Consider the following 20,860-nt stretch of genomic DNA (forward strand, 5'->3'; position numbering starts at 1 on the left):
CTGCGTCCGGCTGGAGGATTACGCCAGCCGCAAGATCGAGTACCAACTCGGTCAGATCCCCGCGCTGCTGCATACCGAGGCCTATGCGCGCACGACCATCGCGCAGCAACGCCCATCGCCCTGCTGCGCCCCAGCCGCTATCGCGACTGATGGCTGGAGTATCAGCTGCTGACGATGTCCGCCGGGCTGCTCGACGTGCGTGTCATGCCATCCGACAACGCCCGAGTATTCGGCGAACTGCATGAAGCACAGCGAGCCTTGTCGAACACAGCCTGCCCACCGTCACACGCCCGACGTTCCTTTGCCGTCGCCAAGCTACCCTGAAAGCAGCACTACCCGAGACGTGAGCCGTGTCTGGGGGTAGCACGCCAGACCTACGAAGATGGGCAGGTCGTGATGAGCGATCAGACGGGCATTGGCGCGAACATCAAGCGGCTGCGCGGCAAGCTGTTCACCCAGCGGGAGCTTGCCGACAAGGCCGCTGTCAGCGTGGATCTCATCAGGAAGCTGGAGCAGGGCCAGCGCCACACGGCTCGCATCTCCAACCTGCACAAGATCGCGCGGGCCTTGGACGTGCCGCTCGTGCGTCTGCTCGGCAAGCACAGCGCCCTGCCAGGCAGCGATGGCGGCGTGATGGCCATACGTCGCACCATCACCCCGGTTGACGATCTGCTCGACCCGAACGACCTCGACGACGAACCACTGTCACTCGCCGAGGCCGAGCGCGAGGTGGACTATCTCTGGGGTCAGTACTGGACCGGCAAGTACGAAGAACTCGGCAGCCTCATCCCTCTCACGCTCCCACGCGTCCGGGCAACCCATCGGGCGGTGGCGGCCAACGAAAGGGCCCGCGCGGCCCAGGCGCTTGCTCGGGTGTACCAAGTCGCGGGCGACACCCTGGTCCACTTCGGACAGCAAGACGGGGCCTTCCTGGCGATCCGCGAAGCCCTTACGGCGGCGAACAACGGAGAAGACGAACTACTTGCCTCAGCCATGTGCGTTTCGGTGGCGTGGCAACTGTTGGTGCAGGGCCGCTCCGCGGAGTCTGAAGGTGTGGCCCGCAGAGCCGCCGGACAGATTGAGCCGGGCGGGACGGTGCACGACTCGCAGCTCGCGGTGTACGGCCTCCTGACGGTCACTGCCGCCACCGCAGCAGCTCGCAACCAGAAGCGCGACAGCGCCAACGAACTGCTGGACGTCGCAGGTGAGGTAGCACACCGGCTTGGCTACGAGCGTACGGACCACCAAACCACGTTCGGCCCAGCCAAGGTGTCCATGCTCGCCGTGGATGTTCACGTCGTACAGGACAACTTCGTGGAAGCACTGAGCGCTGCGAAGTCTCTGCCCCGTGACGCGGCCCTCCCGCTCGCGTCCCGTGCCCGCCACCTGGCCGACGTGGCGCTGTCGCATCTTCGGCTCGGCCACCGCCAGCGCGCGACAGACGCGATCTTCGCCATGGAATCCCTCGCCCCGGAGTGGAGCAAGTACCAGTCGCTGCCGAAGCAGATAGTAAACGAACTGCTGGAACACGAGCGTCCCAGCCGCCTGCGGGAGTTGGCGGGCCGAATGGGCGCAGGCGTGGACTAGGACACTGTGTCCTACTGCCTGATCGGGTAGTAGGACACAGTGTCCGAGCCAGACGTCCACGGGCCTTCATATCGTCACCGTCAAGATGCGGAAGGTGACGACTTTGAGCACACGAATCGGCAGTTCACAAACGGCGGGCGTTGCCGAACGCGGGCCAATCGGGTGATCGTGTGGAGACACCTGACGCCGTCGTCTGGGGAACCAACCCCTCTGGCAGTAAGTACTACGCCGGTCGCGTGCACATAGTGTCGTTCAACGACGACGTGCCAATCGCGGTGTGCGGACTCCCCGTCGAACACGTGTGGGAGCACCGTCCCCGTACTCCTGACTGGTTGTGTCCGGAATGCTGTCAGATCGCGATCGCCTTGCTATATCCCGCTACGACACAGCAACGCCTGCGGCACGACACTACCGGCCAAGGCGACTCGTTCCACGGGCAGCAACGAGTGTTGCTGCCGTCCACATAAATGGGTGTTGACCCGGTATACCTAGTCCACAGTAGATACAACGCGACATCGTGCCACCCATGACACGCCGTGGTCGCGGTATCGCTGGAGGAACAAGCATGGCAGGGTCGATCCCACCCCTGAACTACCACGGCCGCAAGCTCGTGCGGGTGTTGAAGAAGCTTCGTGAACAGGGCAGGTGGACCCAGGAGTAGGCGGGTGAGCGTGCTCGCATCGAGCCGAAGAAACTCGGTAGGCTCGAACGTCACCAATTGCCGACGTACCACGAACTGGTCATCCTGTTGGACGCCTACGGTGTTCTCAGCTGTGACTACACGCCGTACGCCGAACTGTGGGAGCTGGCCAAGCAACGGCCGTGGTGGCAGGAGTTCGACCTCGACGACGTCCGCTGCGTCCGGCTGGAGGATTACGCCAGCCGCAAGATCGAGTACCAACTCGGTCAGATCCCCGCGCTGCTGCATACCGAGGCCTATGCGCGCACGACCATTGCGCAGCAGTGCCCGTCCTTGGTCGCCAAGCGGGTCGCGTTCCTGACGCGGCAACAGGAGCGTCTGACCACGCAACCGTTGCTGGAGTTCCACGCGTTGATTCATGAGTCCGTGTTGGGGCATGGGGTGGATCGCGCTCAACTGGCCAAGCTGGTCGAGTGCGCGCAGTTGCCGAACGTGACGATCCAGATCGTGTCGGAGCGACCTGTGAGCGTCGGGCTCACCAGTTCCGTGTGCGTGTTGTCCTTCGACGACCACGACGAGCCCGACTGCGTGTTCACCGAGTCGGTGATCGGCCTGCAGGAAAGCCATGTCCCCGGCCAAACCCGCAAGATCAAGCACCTGCTCGGGAACGTCGCCCGACGTGCGACGAACCCAGAACAGTCACTCGCGATGATCCGCGCCATGCTGACGTGAGCGCACGTGGAAGTGGGGCTCAGGCACGACGCACCTGAGCCCCACAGTCTTTGTGCGAGTTACTTCTTCGGGGTGAGGGTCAGGTCGATCGTGTTGCCCGGTCCCGAGGTGAAGACGCTGATGAAGTCGTTGAGGCCGCCGCAGCCCTGCAACTTCGCCAGCGTGTACTCACCGGTCAGCTTGCCGCCCGCCAGCGGGTCGAAGTTCGGGCCGGACTTCAGGTTGATGTCCGACGGCGAAACCGTCTGGCAGTCAGGTGAGTTGCTGATCGGGAAGCCGAACACGCTCACCTGCGGCAGCTTCACCTGCACCTTCGAGCTGGAGGTCAGCACGCCACCGGTCAGGCTGCCGGTGGTCTTCGCCGCCTGCTCGAACGCCACCTTCGCCGTCACCGGCAGGAAACCCAGCACCTTGAAGTCACCGGTGGTGGGGTCCAGGGTCAGGTCGGCGGTGTACTTCGCGGTCGCCAGGTCCAGTTCGGCGTCGATGCCACCGGAGAGCTTCGTCGTCCCGTTGGGGGCCTTGATGAACGACGAACCGGCGAGCGTGTAGCCGTACTTGACCGTGTTGCCGCCGCCCGGCTGCGTCTTCGCCGTCACCGGGGCGCTGGCCGCGGACGCGTTGTTGGCGGCGTCCTTGGCCTTGACCGTGAAGGTGTAGCTGGTGTCGGCGGCAAGGCCACCCACCGTCGCCGACGTTCCGGTGACGCTGGTGGCGAGGGTGCTTCCGTTGTAGACGTCGTAGCCGGTGACGGCGACGTTGTCCTTGGAGGCGTCCCATGCCAGTGACACGCTGTTGTTGGTGGTACCCGACGCACGCACGTTGGCCGGAGCGGACGGTGCCTCAGTGTCCGCGCCACCGCCGCCCTGCGTCTTCGCCGTCACCGAAGCACTGGCGGGCGAAGCGTTCCCGGCCGCGTCCTTCGCCTTCACCGTGAACGTGTAGCTGGTGTTCGCGGCGAGGTTGCCGATCGTGGCCGTGGTTCCGGTGACGCTGGTGGCGAGGGTGCTTCCGTTGTAGACGTCGTAGCCGGTGACGGCGACGTTGTCCTTGGAGGCGTCCCATGCCAGCGACACGCTGTTGGCGGTGGTGCCGGTCGAACGCGGGTTGGCCGGTGCGGACGGCGCCTCGGTGTCGCCACCGCCGCCACCCGTGATCTCGGCTGTGGCCAACTCGTTGTTCTGGCCGGGATCCTGGGTGCACTGCGAGTCGAACTCGCCGAGCCCGGTCAGCGACCCGTCCGCCTTGCGGGGCACCAGGTGCAGCAGCAGGTCGCCGACGGTGATCTTCACCGTTCCCGGCTTGGTGAACGACAGCGACGGCGTCTTGCCGTCCGCCCCGATCTGGAACTCGCCCGACGCGGGGATGTCGACCTTCTGCAGGGTGACGGGCACCTTGACCGGCAGGGTTCCCTCAGGTGCCGCGACAGCCGCGTCGGCGAGCGCGGTCCCTTCGAGTGTCTTGGCCTGAACCAGGTTCAAGCCCTGTGTCGCAGTGGCTCCGACGGTCGAGATGGTCTTGATGTCCAACTCGGGGGTCGGCGTGTTGACCGGGATGGTCTTCGGGAAGTCCGCGTCGATCTTCACCGAGATCGGCTGGACACCGATCAGGGGGAAGGGGCACTTGTAGGTCAGGGTCAGCGAAACGGGATCGGCCGCCGCGCTGCCAGCACCCAGCAGTACTGTGCCCGCCACTGTTCCCATCACCGTGGCCGCCGCGACGAGTGCCGTGCCGATCTTGGGCCCGAGCCGCCTCGACCCTCTTCGATTGTTCACAATCTTCCTCCGTGTATCAACGATGATACGAAAACCGCGGTCGAATACCCCGCGGTCCGGCAGGGGCTGTTCAATCGCCGATTTGCCGGATGGGGAAGTAGCCACCCGAACGTTAGGCTACTGGCCAGTAAGGTAACCGTTCGGCCGATCTGTCGCAAGCGTTCCTACTCTTTCCGCCCTGGGCGTCCCCGAATTTGTCGGAGCATGACATGTGCGGCTCGTCGCGTTGGCGAAACGGCATAGTTTCGCAGGTGGGGCCCTGGTCGTGCGCACTGTGCGACAAGTGTGCGCCGCCGGGTTCCTAATCTGCTGACAAAAACGTTCGACATGATTGTCGGAGCCGTCATTCGCCGGTAGCGTACCGCCGAGTAAGTTCCGATTTCCCGAAGTGGGTGGCGATGGCGCTCCGGAATGCGTTCTGCGGTGTGGCAGTGGCGTTCTCGCTGCTGTCGGCCCTCCCGGGATCGGCTGCGCCCGCCCCGGCGGCCCAGCCGGTCGCCCAGCCGGGCGCACCGGATTCGGCCGCCGCGAAACTCAAGGTCTCGTTCTACGTCAGCGGCCACTCGACGATCGCGAAACTCGGTTCCGACATCGTGCTGAAAGAAGGCACATTCGACGCCGAGATCGACATCGCCGACAACTCGATCGAAGGCACGCTGGCATTGCCGCCGTCGCCCGGTTACTTCGTGGTGTTCCGGTTCATGCCGGTCACCAACACCACGGACTTCGTCCAGGACGGCCTGGCGACGGGCAAAGTAGTGGTGACATTGCCGGACGCGCAGGCCGACATCACCCTCAAGTTGTACATAGCGCTTCGTGACGTGCGCCAGGACGGCGTCCCGCTCAACGTCGGCGCCCATTGCCGGACCGCGACACCGGCCGTGATCCGCATCAACGGCCCGATCAAACTCCTGCCGGAGGGGTCGGTCAGCGAGATCACGTCGAAGTACGACATCCCGCCGTTCAGCGGCTGCGGGGTGACCGAGGACCTCGATCCGCTGCTCACCGGCCTGGTGTCCGGACCGGGCAACACCCTCGTCACCAAACTGCGTGTGCGCTGCATCGGGTGCCCGTGATGGTCGCGATGTCGATGATTGCCGCATCCCTGCGCGCGTTCGGGCGCTTGTTCGTGATGGGCCTCGAAGTGATCGCGGGCATGTTCCGGCTTCCTTTCCAGGGCAAGGAGTTCGCGCACCAGTTCTGGTTCGTCGCCAGCGTGTCCATCCTGCCCGCGGCGCTGGTGTCGATCCCGCTCGGCGCGGTGATCACGTTGCAGCTCGGGTCGCTGACCGCGCAGATCGGCGCGGATTCCTTCAACGGCGCGGCGAGCGTGCTCGCGATCATCCAGCAGGCCAGCCCGATCGTGACCGCGTTGATCGTGGCGGGCGCGGGCGGTTCGGCGATCTGCGCCGACCTGGGCGCCCGCACCATCCGCGAGGAGATCGACGCGATGCAGGTGCTCGGCGTGTCGCCGATCCACCGGCTGGTCGTGCCGAGGGTGCTGGCGTCCATGCTGGTCGCGGTGCTGCTCAACGGGATGGTCAGCGTGGTCGGCGTGGCGGGCGGCTACTTCTTCAACGTCATCGTGCAGGACGGCACCCCCGGCGCGTTCCTGGCGAGTTTCGCCGCGCTGGCGCAGTTGCCGGACCTGTGGGTGGGCGAGCTGAAGGCGTTGATCTTCGGGTTCCTCGCCGGGCTGGTCGCGTCCTACCGCGGCCTGAACCCCAAGGGCGGGCCCAAGGGCGTCGGCGACGTGGTCAACCAGTCCGTGGTGATCACGTTCCTGCTGCTGTTCTTCGTGAACTTCGTGATCAGCGTGCTGTACCTGGAACTCGTCCCGGCGAAGGGAGCATAGGGCGTGAACTCGCTGGAACGGCTGGGCGACCAGCTCGGGTTCTTCGCCAGGTCACTGGCGTGGGCGCCGCTGACGGTCACGCGGTACTACCGCGAGGTCGTCCGGCTGCTGGCCGAGGTCAGCTTCGGCAGCGGTGCGCTCGCGGTGATCGGCGGCACCATCGGCGTGATGGTCGGCATGTCCGTGTTCACCGGCACGGTCGTCGGCCTGCAGGGCTTCTCCGCGCTCAACCAGATCGGCACGTCGGCGTTCGCCGGGTTCCTCTCGGCCTACTTCAACACACGCGAGATCGCGCCGCTGGTCGCCGGGCTCGCGCTGTCGGCGACCGTGGGATCCGGGTTCACCGCGCAGCTGGGCGCGATGCGGATCTCCGAGGAGATCGACGCACTCGAAGTGATGGCCGTGCGCAGCCTGCCGTACCTGGTCACCGCCCGGATGATCGCCGGGTTCATCGCCATCGTCCCGTTGTACGTCCTGGGCCTGCTGACCTCGTACCTGGCGGCGCGCACGATCACCGTGGAGGTCTACGGGCAGTCCGCGGGCACCTACGACCACTACTTCAACCTGTTCCTGCCGCCGGAGGACGTGCTCTGGTCCTTCGTGAAGGTCCTGGTTTTCAGCGTCGGCATCATCCTGACGCACTGCTACTACGGATTCCGCGCGGCGGGCGGGCCCGCGGGCGTCGGTGTCGCGGTCGGCCGCTCGGTGCGCACGTCGATCGTGATGGTGAGCATCCTGGACTTCTTCCTCAGCCTCGCGATCTGGGGCGCGACCACGACTGTGCGGGTGGCCGGATGAGCCGCAGGCGCAACATCCGTGTCCGCAACCACATCCTCGGCATCGCGTTCCTGCTTGTCCTGGTTTTCCTGGCCTGGCTGGCGATCGCTGTGTACGACAAGCGCTTCACCACCACCGCGGCGATCACGCTGCGCGCCGACCGGGTCGGCAACCAGCTCAAACCCCACGCCGACGTGAAGGTCCGCGGCATGGTCGTCGGCTCCGTGCGCGCGGTCCGGGTGACCGACGCCGGTGTCGACGTCGAGATGGCGTTGCAACCGGACAAGCTGGACCGGGTGCCGCGCAACGTTTCCGCCCGGTTGCTGCCCAAGACCCTGTTCGGCCAGCGGTACGTCAGCCTGATCATCCCCGACGCGCCGGACCGGCACCGGCTGGCCGACGGGGACGTGGTCGACCAGGACCGCACGCCGCACGCGATCGAACTGGAGAAGGCACTGCGCGACCTGATGCCCGTACTGCAGGCGGTTCAGCCGCAGAAGCTCGCGGACACGCTCGGCGCGATCTCGCAGGCGCTGGACGGCCGTGGCAAGCAGATCGGTACGACGATCACCGACCTGAACGCGTACTTCGCCCAGCTGAACCCGAAGATGCCCGAGCTGCAGGCCGACATCACCAAGTTCGCCGACACGCTGGCGGGCTACGAGAAAGCCGGTCCGGACATCGTCGAGGCGTTGTCGGAGATGACCACGACCAGCAGGACCATCGCCGAGCAACGGCAGTCGGTCGCCGAACTGCTGACCGCGATGACGTCCGCGTCGGACGACCTGACCGGGTTCGTCAAGTCCAACAAGGACACCCTGATCCGCCTGTCGGACACCAGCAGGCCGACGCTGGAGCTGCTGGCGCGGTACTCGCCGGAGTTCCCGTGCCTGCTCGAATCGGTGAACAAGCTCAAGCCGTCGGTGGAGAAGGTGCTCGGCGCGGGCACCAACGAGCCGGGCCTGCACGTCAACCTCCTGGTCAAACCGTCGCGCGGCCCGTACGTGCCGGGCAAGGACAAACCGGTGTTCACCGCGACCGGCGGCCCGAAGTGCTACGGCGCGAACGGAACCGCCACCCAGGTGGCGAACTCGCCGGAGGAGAACCGCTTCATCGCCGAACTGTTGGCGCCGGTCCACGGCACCACCCCGGCCGAGATGCCCCAGTGGGGCAGCCTCCTGGTCGGTCCCCTGCTGCGCGGAGCCGAGGTGACGATCCGATGAAATGGGCCATCGTGAAAGGCGCGGTCTTCGTCGTGCTGACGCTGGCGGCGACCGCGCTGCTCGGGATCACGATCGCCAACCAGGGCGGCGGGGACACAGTGTCCTACCGCGCCCGGTTCACCGACGTGACCTCGGTGAACCCCGGCGACGACATCCGGATCTCCGGTGTTCGCGTCGGCCAGGTCGACGAGGTGCGCGTGGTCGAGCAACGCGTCGGCGAGGTGGAGTTCTCCGTGTCCAGCGACCGCTCGCTCACCACCACGACCACCGCCACCATCAAGTTCCGCAACCTGATCGGCCAGCGGTACGTCTCGCTCGAACTGGGAACGGGCAACGACGTGCTGGCGCCCGATTCGCAGATCCCGCTCGAGCGCACGAAACCCGCGCTCGACCTGACCGCGATGCTCAACGGGTTCCGCCCGCTGTTCCAGGCGTTGTCGCCGCAGGACGTCAACCAGCTGTCGATGGAGATCATCCAGGTCCTGCAAGGCGAAGGCGGCACGGTGGACAGCCTGCTCGGGCACACGGCGTCGCTGACCAAGGCGCTGGCCGACAAGGACCGCGTGATCGGCGAGGTGGTCACCAACCTGAACACGGTGCTCGACCAGGTCAACGGGCGCGGCGACAAGCTGTCCGCGTTGATCACCACGACCCAGGACCTGGTCTCCGGCCTGGCCAGCGACGCCAAACCGGTCGGCGACGCGGTCGACGGACTGGCCGCGCTGACCACGGCCACCGGCGACCTGCTGCGCGACGGCCGGGAACCGCTGCGCAAGGACATCGCCCAACTGGGGCGCCTGTCGCAGGTCCTCGCCGACAACTCGCCGGTGTTCGAGGCGTTCGTGGCGAACCTGCCGACCAAGTACGAGGCGATCGGCCGGACCGCTTCCTACGGGTCGTGGCTGAACTTCTTCCTGTGCTCCGCGGTTTCCGACGCGCCGCGGGCGCCGGGCGGCCCGCCGGTCGGCGTGCCGAACACCGAGGCGAGGTGCAAGGGATGACATCGCTGCGCAACCGCAACCCCGTGACCGTCGGCCTGATCGGCGCCGCGGCGATGCTCATGGTCGGCCTGCTCACGTTCTTCTGGTCGGACCTGCCGTTCGTCAGCGGGACCGAGTACACCGCCGAGTTCGGTGAGGCGGCCGGGATCAAACCGAACGACGAGGTCCGCGTCGCCGGGGTGAAGGTCGGCGAGGTCACGGACGTCGAACTGGACGGCGACCACGTGAAGGTCACCTTCCGCGCCCAAGGCGTGTGGCTCGGCGACCAGACCGTGGCCGTGATCCGGATCAAGACGTTGCTGGGACAGAAGAACCTGGCGCTGGATCCGCTGGGGACACAGCCGCTCGACCCGGACGTGCCCATCCCGCGCTCCCGGACCGTGACGCCCTACGACGTGAACGACGCCTTCGGCGACCTGGCCAAGACCACGGGCGCCATCGACACCGCGCAGCTCGCGACGAGCTTCCGGACCCTGTCGGAGACGTTCTCGAAGACCTCGCCAGAACAGGTCCGCGCCGCGTTCGACGGGCTGTCCAGACTGTCCACCACGATCTCCTCGCGTGACCAGGAACTGCGCAAGCTGCTGGGCAACACCAGTTCGCTCGGCAGGACCGTCGCCGACCGCAACGCCCAGTTCGAGTCGTTGATCTCCGACGGCGGGGTGCTGCTGGCCGAGTTCGCCAAGCGCCGCGAGGCGATCGCGTCGTTGCTGGCCGGGACACGGGAACTGGCCAAGCAACTGGGCGGTGTGGTGGCCGACAACCAGGCCCAGCTCGGGCCGGCGCTCGCCCAGCTGGAACGCGTCACCACTGTGCTGCAACGCAACCAGGACAACCTCGACCGCGGCCTGCGGCTGGCCGGGCCGTTCTACCGGCTGATCGGCAACGCCGTCGGCAACGGCCGGTGGATCGACACGTACGTCTGCGGGCTCGTGCCCAGCCCGAACGGGTGCGTACCGCCGAAGGGAGCGGGTCGCTGATGCGCCGCAAGTACCTCAAGATCGGCGCGCTGGTGGCGGTTGTCGCCGTGCTGGCCGTGACGGTCGCCATGGTGACCGGGCGGGACGCCAAACTCGTCTACGCGTACTTCACCTCGGCGGTCGGCGTCTACCCCGGCTCGGACGTGCGCGTGCTGGGAGTGGCGATCGGCCGGATCGACGCGGTCGAACCGATGGGGGAGCAGGTCAGGGTCACGATGGCACTGGATCGCGGCGCCGCCGTCCCAGCCGGGGCCAACGCCCTCGTGGTGACGCCCAGCCTGGTCAGCGACCGGTACGTCCAGCTCGCGCCCGTCTACCAGGGCGGCGAGCAGATCGCCGACGGTGCTGTCATCCCGGTGCCGAAAACCGTGGTGCCGGTGGAGTTGGACGAACTGTTCGGCAGCCTCGACAAGTTGACCACCGCACTGGGGCCGCAGGGCGCCAACTCCGACGGCGCGTTGAGCGAGTTCATCGAGGCGGGCGCGAAGAACCTGGACGGCAACGGCACGCAGCTCAACCAGACCATCCGGGAACTGGGCAAGGCCAGCCGGACGCTGAGCGGTTCCCAGGAGGACCTGTTCGGCACGATCGACAGCGTGCAGAAGTTCACCACGATGCTCGCCGCCAACGACACCCAGGTCCGTACGTTCAACAACCAGCTGGCCCAGGTCTCCGGGATCCTGGCCGACGAACGGGACGCCTTCGGTGCCGCGCTGCGGGAACTGGCCGGGGTGGTCGACCAGGTGCGCGCGTTCGTCGAGGACAACCGGGGCCGCGTCAAGTCCAATGTGGACAAACTGACCGGTGTGACGAAGGTGCTGGCCGACCAGAAGGCGTCGCTGTCCGAGGCGTTGGACACCGCGCCGCTCGCGCTGGGCAACCTGCTCAAGGCCTACGACCCGGCCGCGAAGACCATCGACGGCCGCGCCAACATCCTGGAGTTCTCCGGAGCGCCCCTCCCGGTCCCGATGGTCGGTGGCCGGTGATGCGCCGGGGTGTTTCGGTCGTTGCCGTCTGCCTCATGGTGGCCGGGTGCAGCTCCACCGCCGGGCTGTACGACGTGCCGCTGCCCGGCGGCGCGGACATCGGCGACCACCCGTACCGCGTGACGGTCGGCTTCCGCGACGTTCTCGACCTGGTCCCGCAGTCCGGTGTGAAGGTCAACGACGTCCCGGTCGGCCGCGTCGAACGCATCACACTGGCCGCCGACGGCCGGACCGCCGAGGTCACCCTGGCCGTCAACGGCACGGTTCGACTGCCGGGCAACGCGATTGCCCGGCTGCGGCAGTCCAGTGTGCTCGGTGAGAAGTTCGTCGAACTGGCCGCGCCGTCCGGTACGGCGGAGGGTGTGCTCGGGGACGGCGCGGTGATCCCGGTCGAGCGGACCAACCGCAACCCGGAGATCGAAGAGGTGTTCGGCGCGTTGTCCATGCTGCTCAACGGCGGTGGCGTCGGCCAGATCCAGCAGATCACCCAGGAGCTGAACCTCGCGCTGGGCGGCAACGAGACCGCGATCCGGTCCTTCCTGACCAATGTGGACACGTTCGTCGCCGGGCTCGACGCCCGCAAGGGCGACATCACCAGGGCGATCGACGGGATGAACAAGCTGGCGGGCGAGTTCGGCGCGCGCAAGGACAAGATCGCCGACCTGCTGGACAACCTGGGGCCCGGGATCGAAGTGCTGGCCAAGCAGCGCGGCTCGATCGTCGGGATGCTCAAGTCGCTCGACGCGTTGTCCTCGGCGGCGGTCGGCACGATCAAGCAGTCCAAGGACGACCTGATCGCCGACCTCAAGGCGTTGGAACCCACGCTGCGCCACCTGGCCGACGCGGGACAGAACCTGCCGCAGGCCATGGAGATGCTGCTGACGTTCCCCTTCCCCGACTCGGTGCTCAAGGCGTTGCAGGGCGACTACCTCAACGTGCACTTGAAGCTGGACAGCAAAGGCGGGCCCGCGTTGCCCCTGCCGCCGGTCGACCAGGGAGGGCGCTGATGTTGAGCAGGACGGTCCGCATCCAGGTGATCGTCTTCGTGATCATCGCGATGCTGGGTGTCGGCTACGTCGGCGCGCGGTACGTGGGCGTGTTCGGCGGATCCGGCTACGTGGTCAAGCTCCGGCTCGCCGACTCCGGCGGGATCTTCACCAACGCCGAGGTCACCTACCGGGGGGTGGCGATCGGGCGGGTGGGCCAGCTGCACCTCGCCGACCAGGGCATCGAGGTGGACCTGCGGATCGAGGACGGCGCGCCGCCGGTGCCGGTCGACGTGGAAGCCGTCGTCACCAACCGGTCGGCGGTCGGTGAGCAGTACGTCGACCTGCGACCGCGCCGCGACGCCCAGCCGTATCTCGCCGACGGCTCGGTGATCGAGATCAAGCAGACCAAGCTGCCGCTGCCGACCGAGACAGTGCTGCTCAACCTGGATCGGCTCGTCGAATCCGTCCCGACGGACGCGTTGCGCACGGTCGTCGACGAACTGCACGAGGCCACCAGGGGAGCGGGCCCGGACCTGCAGGCGCTGCTGGACTCGACGACGAGCTTCACCAAGCTGGCCACCACGCACCTGCCGCAGACCACCCAGCTGATCACCGACGGCGGCACGGTGCTGACCACACAGGTGCAGACGTCGGAGGCGATCAAGTCGTTCGGCACCAACGCGAAGCTCATCGCCGAACGGCTCAGGGCGTCCGACGGCGACATCCGCGGCCTGCTCAAGTCCGTTCCCGCGGTGGCCGGGCAGGTGAGCGGGCTCGTGCGGGAGACCGGGCCGAACCTCGGTGTCGTGCTGGCGAACCTGCTGACCACGTCGAACGTCGTGGTCACCCGCCAGCGCGGCCTGGAGGAGCTGCTGGTGGTCACCCCGGCGGCGGTGTCCGCCGCGTCCCAGGTCATCCGGCCCGACGGTGCGAACTTCGGTCTCGCGGTCACGTACTTCGAGCCGCTGCCGTGCACGACGGGCTACGGCGGCACGCCGTACCGCAACGGCCGTGACACCGCGCCCGCGCCGCTGAACACGGCCGCTCGGTGCGCGCTCCCACCCGGTAGTCCGACCGGGGTCCGTGGCTCGCAGAACTCGCCAGGAGGCTGACGTGCTCAGGACGATCTGCGTCGCGGCGGTGGTGGTGGCCGCGGGGTTCGCGGGGTGGAGCGGCTGGACGTGGTTCACCGCCGACCAGACGGCCGATCGCGAGGTCGCCCTCGACAGCGGCCGACGGGCGATCGCCACGTTCAACACCCTGGACTACCGCAGGATCGACGAAGGACTGGAGCGGTGGCAGCGCGTGTCCACCGGCGCGTTGACCGACGAACTGCGGCAGACCGAGGAAGGCAGCCGCAAACAGATCGAGCAGGCGAGGACGGTGACCGAAGGCCGGGTGCTGGACGCGGCGATCACCGAGTTCGACCCGTCGAGGGCGGTCGTGATCGCCGCGGTGGAGATCGTGGTCACGCCGGACGGCGGGCAGCCGGTGACCAAACGCAGCCGGATGCGCGCCGAGCTGGTGCGCACCGACGCGGGCTGGAAAGTCGGCGCACTGGGCCAGATCCCGGCTGGAGCTGTCTGATGAGGACACTGCGCAGGGCACCGAAGCCGCAGAAGCCGCAGTCCCCGCCCCGCCGCCGGGCCGTCGTCGCCGGGACCAGGCGCCGCCCCGAACCCGGCCCCGAACCTGGCCCCGAACCTGGCACCGAGCCGCAAGTCGAAGTGCCGCAAGAGGCCGCGGCTGAGCCAGTCACCCGGCGGTTTCCCTATGTGCTGCTGGCGATCGCGGTCGCACTGACCAGCGTGGGACTGTGGCTGCGGACCGATCGTCCCCACGACGACCTCGCGGCGGTGACCGCGCAGGTGCGCGACTCGCTCGAGCAGGTGTTCTCGTACCACTACGACGACACCACGACCACCGAGCGCGCCGCGCGGGAAACGTTGACCGGCGAGGCACAGGGCCAGTACGCCAAGCTGTTCGAGCAGATCAAGGCGCACGCCGGGGAACAACGCATCACCGTGACGTCCAAAGTGGTCAGTGTCGGCGTCGTTTCGCTCGACGGCGACCAAGCGCGGCTGCTCGCGTTCGTCGACCAGTCCGCGACACGAGGCGACACCCACACGACAAGTGCGGGCGCCGCCCAGCTCTCGATCTCGGCCCGCCGGATCGACGGCCGATGGCGAATCAGCGAACTCATCCCCCGTTAGCTGTGGCCTGAAGGCACCGGACCTGCTCTGTCAGGTTCTCTGCCTCAGAGTCCGGCCAGCTTGGCCAGTCGTCGCATCAGGTCCAGTTCGGTGTCCAGGTCGACTGAGACGTTGTTGGCGAACAGCACCTGGTCGACGCGGTGGCCGTCCAGGGTCGCCAGGTCCTCCACGATCTGCTCGGGCGAACCGGCGAGGAACGGCCGTTCGCCGTCGATCGGCTTGTCGGTGATGTCCACGTTCGCGCGGCCGATCACCGTCAGCTCGTCCGGGTCGCGGCCGAACTCCTTGGCGGCGTTCAGGAACGACGACGAGACCTGCAACAGCTGGTCGCGGGAGAACACGACCGGGTTGACACCGTCGGCGATCCGCGCGGCCCGTTCGATGCCCTTCGGCGTCACCGCGCCGACCACCACCGGGATCCGGTCCTGGACCGGCTTGGGGTTGATCTCCGACGGCGCGATCTTGTAGAACCGGCCGTCGAACGACACCGGGTCCGGCCCCCACGCCGCGCGCACCGCGGCGACCACCTCGTCGAATCCCGCGCCCTTGCGGCTGGTGGGCACGTTCGCGGTCTCGAACTCCTCCTTCATCCAGCCCTGGCCGAGCCCGGCGATCACCCGGCCGCCGCTGAACTGGTCCAGCGTGGCGAACCGCCGCGCCAGCAGCACCGGCGGGTGCAGCAACGCGTCGATCACGCTGGTGCCCAGCTTGACCCGGCTGGTCGACGCGGCCACGTGGCTGAGCGTGACCAGCGGCTCGTAGACGTTCCGGTAGCTCTCCGGCAGCTCCTGCGGCTCGTCCATGCCGAGCATGGCGACCTTGCCGACCGGCCGCAGCAGCCGCTCGAAGGTCCACACCGCCGCGTATCCCAGTTCCTCCGCCGCCTGGGCGACCTTCACGATCGCCTCCGGTGACGCGATCGCGCCCGCCGTCGGAAGCCCGACCCCAAGTTCCACGATTGCCCTCCCAGTGTCAGTCCTCGGCGCAGTCCGCCGAGTCGTGCGGCGCGGCGAGCCTGCGCAGCAGGTCGTCCAGCCGGGCCAGTTCGGCCGGGTCGAAGTCGGCGAACACCGCGCGTTCGACCTCGTCGACGGCCGCTTTGATCCGGCCGACCACCTCGCGGCCGTGCTCGGTGAGCACGACGACGTGTCGGCGCCGGTCGGACGGTTCACGTTGCCGCGTGGCCAGATCACGCTGTTCCAGTTCGTTGAGGATCGACACGAGCACGCTCGGGTCGACCTCGAGTGCCTGTGCCAGGGCGAGTTGGCTCATCCGCCCGTCCTCGGCGAGCACCATCAGCGTGAGGCACTGCCGGGGCTTGAGCCCGGTGACCGTCATCGCCGACCGCAGCCGCGCGTTCACCGCCAAACCGACCCGCGCCAACCGGAAGCAGGGCCGCTCCGCCGCAGGCTCGTCAGACGCCATGCGACAACGTTAACGGGCCTCAGTGATTGACGCCAGTAATTAATTGAAGGACATCAATGATTGACTGGCTACCACTCCAGCACCCGGTCGAGCGCGGCGTAGCCCGCCGGTTCCCACGTCGGCTTGCCCCCGGGGAGACCGAGCCTGCCGTTGCGCCCGATCCCGATCAGCCCGAGGGCGCGCAGAACAGCCCAGCCACGGGCCCGGGTGACGGTCGCTTCGTCGGCCTGGCCGTACGCGTCGAAGAACCGCGCCGCCGCGCCGTCGGGCAGCAGGATCCAGGCGGCTGACAGGTCGGTCGCGGGATCGCCCGCGCACATCTCGCCGAAGTCGATCACCCCGGCGAGCGTGCCGTCCCGGACGACGACGTTCGCCGGGTGCAAGTCGCCGTGCAGCCAGCGCGGAGTGCCACGCCAGTCCGGCGCCGCCAGGGCTTTCTCCCAGACTTCCCGCGCGCCGTCCGCGTTCGCGTGTCCGGCGATGAGGTCGAACCACGTGTCGGTCCCGTCCCGCATTCCGGCAAGGGGAATGCCTCGCGTGGGGTTGACCGGTGCGTCGGCTGGTGCCTGCTTGTGCAGCGCGGCAAGGAACTCCGCCAGAACCTCGGCTGCTCCGACTCGGGTGACCGGCGCGCGATCGGCCGGGTCGCCGTCGACCCAGCGCACGATCGTCCAGGTGTGCTCGAACAGGCTCGACGGTTGTCCGACACGCACCGGCGTGGGCGTCGGCAACGGCAGACGTTCGGCCAACACCGGCAGCCACTTCTGCTCGGTGCGCAGCAGCCCGGGCGCGCGCTGCGTGCGTGGCAGGCGCACAGCCAGTTCGGCGCCGAGCCGGAACTGCTGGTTGTCCCAGCCGCCCTCGACGTCCTGGAGTTCGAGGTCCGCGAGATCCGGGTGTTGGTCCCGCAGCAGCGACCGCACCAGGTCCGGCCCGAAGGTGATCTTGTCCGTCACCCGCACATCGTGTCAGTCGTCGAACCGGGCGCGTTCGGCCCGCAGCGCGACCTCGATCTCGAACCGCATGTCGGCGTCCTCCAGGCTGTCGCCGAACAGGCGCTTGAGCTGACGCATCCGGTAGCGCACGGTCTGCGGGTGCACGTTGAGCATCTGCGCGATCTCCACCGCCGTGCGCCTGGTTTCCAGCCAGATCAACAGGGTGTCGCCCAGCGTCGTGCGTTGGGTCGGGGTCAGGCCGTCCAGCGGCGCCAGCACACGCGCGGCGATCTGCTGGACCATGAACCGGTCGTTGAGCAGCCACAACGTCGACAGCTGCTCGTCGAACCACGTCACCGGCGCGTCCGGCAACGAACCGCACTGCACCAGTTGCGTGATCCGGCGGGCCCACCGCAACGACTTGCGTGCGTCACCCAGCTCGGTCGCCGGGCCGACCGCGGCGCGCCACCCGGGCATGATCATCGGCAGGGTGTCCACCAGCTCGCTGTGCTCCTCCGCGACCAGCAGGCACGGCGCCGACCCCTCCAGGTCGACCAGGATCCGGCTGTCCAGCGCGGGTTCCTCCGGGTCCGGCCACGCGTCACGCACGTCGAGCGACACCGCCAGCACGCGTTCGGGCAACGGCCAGTGCGCCGCCTCCGACAGCCGTGCCAACGCCTCGTGCGTCGCCCCGCCCAGCAGCAGTTCGAGCAGTTGCCTGCGCCTGCGCTCCAGCGCACCGGCTTCGCGGATCCTCCTCGACACGCTGCCTTCGACCGACAACGCGGACAACTCGTCGATGTACACGAAGATGGTCTCGGCGAGCAGGCACAGCGTGTCGGTCGGGACACCGATCTTGGTGCCCTCGTCGGCCACACGCCGCCACGCGACCCTGGCGCCGACCCGGTACGCGCTCTGCAGGATGTCGAGTATCGGGCTGCCCTGAATGTCGTCGTGCAGCGCCAGTTGGCGGAATCGTTCGGCCGCGTAATCACGGGGACCGGTCGGGTCGGCCAGTCGGTCGACGAATTGCGTGACCGCCTGCTGGATATAGCCGGTGACTTTTCTCGTGCAGGCGTCGCCCATCTGGCCGAACGCGGGCACGGTGCGCCGCAGCTCGTCGGCTATCTCACCGGCCAGTTCGGGGATCCGCGGCCGGTACAGCACCGCGAGCTCGGCGGGCAGGCGGAACCACAGCGTGGCCGACGATCCGTCACCGGACGCCGACAACAGGGAATCGAACGCGATCCGCTGCGCGGGATCGGGGGTTCCAGTCACCGTGGGCCTTTCCCGCCGAATGGATTTCCCTGAACCTATGATTGTGCGGCCGGATATGTCAATTATCGATATCTGCGGATCGGGCCCGGCGGTTTTGTGTGTTATCGATGGTTTTCGGTTCCGTCATTGTCCGGTGGTGTGCCGCGTCTCTAGTGTCGTTTTCATGAATCGTCTCGCGGTGCTCGCCGTCGCTGTCGTGCTGGCCGCCGGGTGCTCATCGGGTGATGACGGGCTCAACCGCCCGGCCATCGCGTGGGCGGACCAGGTCTGCCAGACCGTCCAGGACGGCGGTGCGAAACTGTCCCAGTTGCCGCGGATCGACGCGGCCGACCCGCGGCAGGCCAAAGCCAGCCTGCTCGCGTACCTCGGGTCGATCGGCGCCGCGATCGACTCGGTGTCCGCTCGGCTCAGACAGTCGGGACCGCCGCCCGTCGCCGAGGGCCAGGCCGCGGTCGACAAGGCGATGGCGACCCTGGACTCCGCTCGCGGCACGCTCGACTCCGCCCGCGGCAGACTCGAGCAGGCGCAGGCGAACGACCCGGTGTCCTTCCAGAAAGCCGTCGAGTCCGTCGGCTCGGGCCTGGAACCGCTGAGCGGCGCGGTCGGCCCGACCAAGGACCTGCGGGCGAACAAGGAGTTGGACGCGGCCTTCTCACACGCCCCCGCCTGCCAGCGCCTGGACGGCCAGAAAACCGGGTGACCCGGCAGCGGGGGATGATCTAACCTGCTGGACGTGATGCAAACACCTATGTACCTCTGAGCGACGACGCCTCCACCGGTGCCGCGGACCGAGAACGGGTCCTGCGGTGCCGTCCTCGTCCTGCTCACGCATCACCTCTAGCTGGAGGCATTTCCCATGTCATCCCCTGTTGCGCTGGCCCCTGCCCGCGCGGCGCACGTCCGCGCGTCCGGCGTCCACCTTTCCTTCGGCGGGCGGCCCGTGCTCGCCGGGGTCGACCTTGTCGCCGCAGCGGGCGACCGGGTCGCCATCGTCGGTGAGAACGGCCGCGGCAAGACCACCCTGCTGCGGGTCCTGGCCGGGCAGTTGCCCGTCGACCACGGCGAGGTCTGGCACGCGGGATCGGTCGGCGTGGCCGATCAGCAGATCCCGCTCGCGGCCACGGACACCATCGGCGATCTGATCGACCTCGAACTGGCTGCCGTACGCACCGCGCTGGCCGATTTGGACAAGGCGACCGAAGCCCTCACCGAGGGCGCACCCGGCGCCGACGACGCGTACGCCGACGCGCTCGCGGTGGCCGAAGCGCTCGACGCGTGGGACGCCGACCGGCGAGTCGAGATCTCGTTGGCAGCACTGAACGCTGTCGGCGACCGCGACCGTCCACTCGGCACACTGTCGGTGGGGCAACGGCACCGCGTGCGGCTGGCGTGCCTGCTCGGGGCACGGCATTCCATCCTGTTGCTCGACGAGCCGACCAACCACCTCGACGCGGGCGGCCTCGATCACCTCACCGAACAACTGCGCGCGCACGTGGGCGTGGTCGTCATCGTCACACACGACCGCGCGTTGCTCGCGGACGTGGCCACGACAGTGATCGACCTCGACCCGTCCAGCGACGGCAGGCCACGGGTGTACGGCGGTGGCTACGCCGCGTACGTCGAAGGCCGCCGAGCCGAACGCGCCCGCTGGGAGGCGTCGCACGCCGACCAGGTCGCGGAGCGGCAACGGCTGGCCGACGACCTGTCGGCGGCGCAGAACCGGCTCAAGGACGGCTGGCGTCCGGCCAAGGGCACCGGCAAACACACCCGCGCCACCCGCGCGCCAGGTCTCGTGCGTGCCGTGCACCGCAGGCAGGAGGACCTGGAGGCGGCGGTGGTGGCCGTCCCACCGCCGCCCACCCGGTTCGCCATGCCGCAGTTGCCGGAGTACCGCGGCGCGACCCTGCTGCGAGCCGACGACGTGACCGTGACCGGACGACTGGAGCGCCCGGTGGCACTCGCATTGGACTCGGGAGACAGGTTGGTGGTCACCGGCCCCAACGGTGCCGGGAAGTCCACGCTGCTCGCGGTGCTGGCCGGCTTGATCGAACCGGACACGGGCGCGGTCAGGCGTGCCAAACCGGTCCGGGTCGGGCGGCTGGGCCAGGAATCGGACACGCCACCCCGCCGCACGGCCCGGCAGTTGTACGAGGAACTGGTGGCCCGGTCGGGGATTCCCGCACCGGGGCTCGGCGAACTCGGCCTGCTGGACCGCGGTGACACGCACCGGCCGCTCGGTGAGCTCTCCGTCGGCGCACGGCGACGTGTGGACCTGGCGCTCGTCTTGGTCAGCCAGCCGCACGTGCTGCTGCTCGACGAGCCGACCAACCACCTGTCCGCAGCGCTCGTCGACGAGCTGACGGCGGCGCTCACCACGACCCCCGCCGCGGTCGTGCTCGCCACGCACGACCGGCAACTGTTGCGGGACACGCGATCCTGGCCACAGCTGACCCTCTGACCCGGT

The 20,860-nt window shown here is 68.1% G+C and carries 21 protein-coding genes; 16 read left to right on the forward strand and 5 right to left on the reverse strand.

Annotation, left to right across the window (positions count from 1 at the left end):
• The first annotated feature begins 10 nt into the window (after positions 1-10).
• The 3 genes from ALI144C_RS59035 to ALI144C_RS15195 all read left to right on the forward strand — a co-directional run bounded on the left by ALI144C_RS59035 (position 11) and on the right by ALI144C_RS15195 (position 2,959).
• Positions 11-172: a hypothetical protein gene (locus tag ALI144C_RS59035; RefSeq protein WP_441297564.1), complete on the forward strand. Its 162-nt coding sequence runs from the start codon at positions 11-13 to the stop codon at positions 170-172.
• 224 nt (positions 173-396) lie between these two features.
• Positions 397-1,587 (forward strand): helix-turn-helix domain-containing protein, encoded by a 1,191-nt coding sequence (locus tag ALI144C_RS15190; RefSeq protein ID WP_076987761.1) that lies wholly within the window; start codon positions 397-399, stop codon positions 1,585-1,587.
• Between the two features lie 718 nt (positions 1,588-2,305).
• Entirely contained in the window at positions 2,306-2,959 is a 654-nt protein-coding gene (locus ALI144C_RS15195; protein ID WP_076987762.1) for a DUF5753 domain-containing protein, read from the forward strand.
• 59 nt (positions 2,960-3,018) lie between these two features.
• Here ALI144C_RS15195 and ALI144C_RS15200 read toward each other — a convergent pair whose 3' ends face one another.
• Positions 3,019-4,734, reverse strand: coding sequence for a fibronectin type III domain-containing protein (locus tag ALI144C_RS15200; RefSeq protein WP_076987763.1), 1,716 nt, complete (start codon positions 4,732-4,734; stop codon positions 3,019-3,021).
• Positions 4,735-5,132: 398 nt separating this feature from the next.
• Between ALI144C_RS15200 and ALI144C_RS15205 the strand changes: the two genes are divergently transcribed.
• From ALI144C_RS15205 to ALI144C_RS15255, 11 genes are read left to right on the forward strand one after another with little or no spacing between them, the layout of a single operon-like run.
• Positions 5,133-5,810, forward strand: a complete 678-nt coding sequence (locus ALI144C_RS15205; RefSeq protein WP_076987764.1) for a hypothetical protein — start codon at positions 5,133-5,135, stop codon at positions 5,808-5,810.
• Positions 5,811-5,824: 14 nt separating this feature from the next.
• Complete coding sequence (locus ALI144C_RS15210) at positions 5,825-6,589, forward strand: MlaE family ABC transporter permease (RefSeq protein ID WP_441297561.1); 765 nt, start codon at positions 5,825-5,827, stop codon at positions 6,587-6,589.
• A 3-nt stretch (positions 6,590-6,592) separates the two neighbouring features.
• Positions 6,593-7,387, forward strand: coding sequence for an MlaE family ABC transporter permease (locus ALI144C_RS15215; RefSeq protein ID WP_076987765.1), 795 nt, complete (start codon positions 6,593-6,595; stop codon positions 7,385-7,387).
• Positions 7,384-8,589 carry an MCE family protein gene (locus ALI144C_RS15220; protein WP_076987766.1) on the forward strand — a complete coding sequence of 402 codons (1,206 nt, stop codon included), beginning with the start codon at positions 7,384-7,386 and terminating at the stop codon, positions 8,587-8,589. Before ALI144C_RS15215 ends, ALI144C_RS15220 begins: the two co-directional genes overlap by 4 nt.
• Complete coding sequence (locus tag ALI144C_RS15225; RefSeq protein ID WP_076987767.1) at positions 8,586-9,590, forward strand: MCE family protein; 1,005 nt, start codon at positions 8,586-8,588, stop codon at positions 9,588-9,590. Before ALI144C_RS15220 ends, ALI144C_RS15225 begins: the two co-directional genes overlap by 4 nt.
• Positions 9,587-10,570, forward strand: a complete 984-nt coding sequence (locus ALI144C_RS15230; RefSeq protein ID WP_076987962.1) for an MCE family protein — start codon at positions 9,587-9,589, stop codon at positions 10,568-10,570. The genes ALI144C_RS15225 and ALI144C_RS15230 overlap by 4 nt, the downstream gene beginning before the upstream one ends.
• Positions 10,570-11,556, forward strand: coding sequence for an MCE family protein (locus ALI144C_RS15235; protein WP_076987961.1), 987 nt, complete (start codon positions 10,570-10,572; stop codon positions 11,554-11,556). The genes ALI144C_RS15230 and ALI144C_RS15235 overlap by 1 nt, the downstream gene beginning before the upstream one ends.
• A complete protein-coding gene (locus tag ALI144C_RS15240; RefSeq protein WP_076987768.1) occupies positions 11,556-12,563 on the forward strand; it encodes an MCE family protein in 1,008 nt (335 codons plus the stop codon). The genes ALI144C_RS15235 and ALI144C_RS15240 overlap by 1 nt, the downstream gene beginning before the upstream one ends.
• A complete protein-coding gene (locus tag ALI144C_RS15245; protein ID WP_076987769.1) occupies positions 12,563-13,657 on the forward strand; it encodes an MCE family protein in 1,095 nt (364 codons plus the stop codon). The genes ALI144C_RS15240 and ALI144C_RS15245 overlap by 1 nt, the downstream gene beginning before the upstream one ends.
• A 1-nt stretch (position 13,658) precedes the next feature.
• Positions 13,659-14,132: a hypothetical protein gene (locus ALI144C_RS15250; RefSeq protein WP_076987770.1), complete on the forward strand. Its 474-nt coding sequence runs from the start codon at positions 13,659-13,661 to the stop codon at positions 14,130-14,132.
• Positions 14,132-14,758 carry a nuclear transport factor 2 family protein gene (locus ALI144C_RS15255; RefSeq protein ID WP_083753048.1) on the forward strand — a complete coding sequence of 209 codons (627 nt, stop codon included), beginning with the start codon at positions 14,132-14,134 and terminating at the stop codon, positions 14,756-14,758. The genes ALI144C_RS15250 and ALI144C_RS15255 overlap by 1 nt, the downstream gene beginning before the upstream one ends.
• Positions 14,759-14,802: 44 nt before the next feature.
• On the opposite strand, the gene ALI144C_RS15260 is transcribed toward ALI144C_RS15255, so the two are convergent.
• The 4 genes from ALI144C_RS15260 to ALI144C_RS15275 form a co-directional block, all read right to left on the reverse strand.
• On the reverse strand, positions 14,803-15,714 hold the full coding sequence (locus ALI144C_RS15260) for a TIGR03619 family F420-dependent LLM class oxidoreductase (RefSeq protein WP_076987771.1): 912 nt from the start codon (positions 15,712-15,714) through the stop codon (positions 14,803-14,805).
• Between the two features lie 16 nt (positions 15,715-15,730).
• Positions 15,731-16,183 carry a MarR family winged helix-turn-helix transcriptional regulator gene (locus tag ALI144C_RS15265; protein WP_076987772.1) on the reverse strand — a complete coding sequence of 151 codons (453 nt, stop codon included), beginning with the start codon at positions 16,181-16,183 and terminating at the stop codon, positions 15,731-15,733.
• Positions 16,184-16,251: 68 nt separating this feature from the next.
• Complete coding sequence (locus ALI144C_RS15270; protein WP_076987965.1) at positions 16,252-17,139, reverse strand: aminoglycoside phosphotransferase family protein; 888 nt, start codon at positions 17,137-17,139, stop codon at positions 16,252-16,254.
• A 12-nt stretch (positions 17,140-17,151) separates the two neighbouring features.
• Positions 17,152-18,396, reverse strand: a complete 1,245-nt coding sequence (locus ALI144C_RS15275; protein ID WP_083753050.1) for a helix-turn-helix domain-containing protein — start codon at positions 18,394-18,396, stop codon at positions 17,152-17,154.
• A gap of 163 nt (positions 18,397-18,559) precedes the next feature.
• On the opposite strand from ALI144C_RS15275, the gene ALI144C_RS15280 reads away from it, so the two are divergent.
• Both ALI144C_RS15280 and ALI144C_RS15285 read left to right on the forward strand, forming a co-directional pair.
• Complete coding sequence (locus tag ALI144C_RS15280) at positions 18,560-19,096, forward strand: hypothetical protein (RefSeq protein WP_076987773.1); 537 nt, start codon at positions 18,560-18,562, stop codon at positions 19,094-19,096.
• Between the two features lie 156 nt (positions 19,097-19,252).
• The gene (locus tag ALI144C_RS15285) at positions 19,253-20,854 is read left to right on the forward strand and encodes an ABC-F family ATP-binding cassette domain-containing protein (RefSeq protein WP_076987774.1); all 1,602 of its coding nucleotides are present in this window, start codon (positions 19,253-19,255) and stop codon (positions 20,852-20,854) included.
• The last annotated feature ends 6 nt before the right edge of the window (positions 20,855-20,860 follow it).

Origin of the sequence: Actinosynnema sp. ALI-1.44 (assembly GCF_001984155.1) — a bacterium.
Classification (GTDB): domain Bacteria; phylum Actinomycetota; class Actinomycetes; order Mycobacteriales; family Pseudonocardiaceae; genus Kibdelosporangium.